We start from the raw sequence: 2595 nt of genomic DNA, 5'->3' as shown, positions 1-2595 counted from the left end.
GGGGTGCGGCGAAACCGGCGCTGCGACATACCACGCACCATATGCAACGACACCGACAACCACCCGATGCGACGCTGTTCGCCTGGCCGGATTCCCCCGACGGCTACAGCCGCCGGTCCCCTCCGGCCGCAACTGATGGGGTAGAGCGACCCGAGCTTCGCACCGGCCAGGTACTTCGAGTGCGCGGCGCCCGGCACGTTGGAGATGACGAGACTGAACATCGGCGGACCGAGCGCGTCGAGCCGTGTGAGCTGGCCGAGGGCGATACCACTCGTGGCCGCGAGTGTGTAGGGATACTGCGCCTCGCCTGGCAGCGCCTGCATGCTGTTCTTGCGTGAGTCGCCGGATTTCCGATTGGGCTAAGTGCGCTGCGCCCTGCAATGATTGCGCGGTAAGCGTGCAGCCGAGCCCGCGGGGCGGTGATCGGTGTCCGTCGGGGTCAGCGATAGGCTGGATGTGCATTGTTGTTGGGCGGCGTGGAGGATCGAGCCCGCGGTGAGGAATGCGGGTTTGTCGCGGTCAGCGGCATCAATGGGTAGGTTCGCGGCGCAGCGCAGCACCATGAGGGCCAGCGCGCTGTGGGTCGCGTAAGAGATGATCAGCAGGTTAGCGCAGGCATGCGTGCCGTTGACGGTCATGACATGCTGGCGTTTGTGTTGCCATCCTGGCCAGTTGAGGTCAGGTGGTCGTTGGAGTGCTGCCCAGTTGACGTTGATGGAGGTGATGTCTCCGAGCAAGGGAGTCAGGATCGCGACAAGCTCGGGTAATTCGTTGGTGATGCGGTCTGCACGCGGCCACCACGCGCCGTCGATGTCGCGGCCGAGCTCGCGCGCTACCGTCAGCCGGACAGGATTGGCGTTGCGTCGGCCTCCGATCGGATAAATCATCGGAGGTGCCGCGGCCGGTGCTTCGCGCGCCCGTTGATCATGGTGGTGTACGCGTGCGTAATGGCTGGACTAGGAGTGTCCGGTTGTTGGGCGATAGTTGGGGCTGTACGACCCAATGGGGTGGTTCCTTCACGGTCAGCGGCGTCGGCCCCACGGGCGCGGGACGGGCGGAGGAATCACATTGCCCGTGGATGTCATCCGCGCCCGTCGCGGTGGACCACCGCTGACAACGAAACGGCTCGTATGTGACGCTACGCCACCGGCGGCCGTGTGGGTCGCTCAGGTAACCAGCGACAGAGCGTTAAGCGCGGCGCAGCTTGCCCGATGGTGTCTTGGGGATCGCACCCGGGGCCAGTACCACCACGTTGCGCGGCCGGCCACGACTTCGGTGACGACTTCATGATCCACCCTCATGCTTGATGCGCCGGACCCGCGCGGGGTCGTCGGCGTGGTTTGATTCCACGGCCACGGCAAACGATTCCCGGGAATGGCCGGCGTCGAGTCGGACAGCTGCCACACAGCCTGCGCGTACATCGGCGACGCGCCCGGCAGCACGTCCGAAGTCGGTGGCGTAGATGCTGCCTCCGGCCATAATGATCACGTCCTTGGCGCGGCCGCAGACCACGACGTCGACCGAACCGCCGCGCCCGGATCAACCCTATCGTTGCCACATCGCAACAAAGTCCTCGCGCTGCCCCGGGTAATGAGGGCAGCGCCTGGCGACGGCCCCCGTCAGTGATAGACGCGGGTTGCGGGTAGGGTGAGGGCAACAACGTGAGGACGGGTGCATGGCCATCGAGAACTGGTGCGATGCACCCCAGATCCATCCGTCGCAGATCCGGGTCGGTGACATCATCGGCACGCTGCGTCCCACCCAACGGCGCCTGACCGTCAAGATGATCAGTGGGCCGCAGACAACTCCGCGGCGGTGGACATTTTTTGGCCGCGACGACAGCGGCCTACAGCGCACGAGCACGTTCGCCGAGGATGACTTAGTCCGCAGATACGCCAAAGCATCATGACAACGTCTTAGATTGCGGCGAACCGGAGCCTGCCACCCCTGGTTCACCCAGTCGGCATGCCTGCGCGTACAGCTCGGCAGCCCGCTCACATGCACCGCCGATCACCCCCGACGAGTCGTCAGAATGCTCGCTGATCGTGCGCAGCAGGGTCAACGCGCACAGTAGGGCAGGCCGCACGATTTCGGCGGACCCTTCATTGAGGTGGATCTCAAGTTCGTCGAGTACTTGGCTGGCGCCTTCCGCGACCATGTAGGACTCGCGATAGTCGACAAATCCGCGGAATTCCAGAGCGTTTCGCACCTGGGCTTCGAACTCGGCTTTGGCGGTGGTGTCGCTACCGGATCCGGCGGTGGCGCGAACCTCCAGCATGCGGCGCAGTTCGCCGTCGCGCTGCGCAAGGATCATGACGAGTTCGCGAAGCTCGTCGACGTCCATCGCTTGCACGGTCGCTTCCAGCGACGATGCCAACCGAGTGGCATCGTGGACGGCGCCGCTGTCGATCACGGCGAGTCCGACCGCGACCAGGTGCTTGCAGAAGTGACCGTTGGCAGCGTGCGGGCACGTGCAGTAACCGTCAGGCTGCGGACCGGACCAGTCGAGCTCCACTGCGTACACCCGCTTGGCCTGGACCGACGCGCAGGCTCTCGGGGCTGCCGCCCGCAACCCTCGGACATACCGGACATAGT

Annotated in this window: 3 protein-coding genes and 2 pseudogenes; 1 reads left to right on the top strand and 4 read right to left on the bottom strand. The window is 65.2% G+C overall.

Annotated elements, in window-relative coordinates; all coding sequences use genetic code 11:
- The 3 genes and pseudogenes from VML93_RS30920 to VML93_RS30910 all read right to left on the bottom strand — a co-directional run.
- Positions 1-323: WS/DGAT domain-containing protein (locus tag VML93_RS30920; protein ID WP_325616443.1), on the bottom strand; the 323-nt coding region annotated here is incomplete at its 3' end.
- A gap of 126 nt (positions 324-449) precedes the next feature.
- Positions 450-887, bottom strand: a pseudogene (locus tag VML93_RS30915) (DUF5994 family protein); the annotation flags it as partial.
- A 279-nt stretch (positions 888-1166) separates the two neighbouring features.
- Positions 1167-1515, bottom strand: a pseudogene (locus VML93_RS30910) (long-chain fatty acid--CoA ligase); the annotation flags it as partial.
- Between the two features lie 160 nt (positions 1516-1675).
- Between VML93_RS30910 and VML93_RS30905 the strand changes: the two are divergent.
- On the top strand, positions 1676-1909 hold the full coding sequence (locus VML93_RS30905) for a hypothetical protein (RefSeq protein WP_325616441.1): 234 nt from the start codon (positions 1676-1678) through the stop codon (positions 1907-1909).
- Here VML93_RS30905 and VML93_RS30900 read toward each other — a convergent pair.
- Positions 1904-2595, bottom strand: a 692-nt coding sequence (locus VML93_RS30900; protein ID WP_325616439.1) for an SWIM zinc finger family protein, incomplete at its 5' end; no start/stop codon positions are given. The genes VML93_RS30905 and VML93_RS30900 overlap by 6 nt on opposite strands.

Origin of the sequence: Mycobacterium sp., from assembly GCF_035499775.1 — a bacterium.
Lineage (GTDB): Bacteria > Actinomycetota > Actinomycetes > Mycobacteriales > Mycobacteriaceae > Mycobacterium.
Note: the sequence above shows the minus strand (reverse complement) of the source record. Positions and strands in the feature narration are given on the sequence as shown.

Coding starts and splice junctions, on each gene's coding strand:
- VML93_RS30905 (WP_325616441.1), top strand. CDS start 1,676: ATGGCCATCGAGAACTGGTGCGATGCACCCCAGATCCATCCGTCGCAG.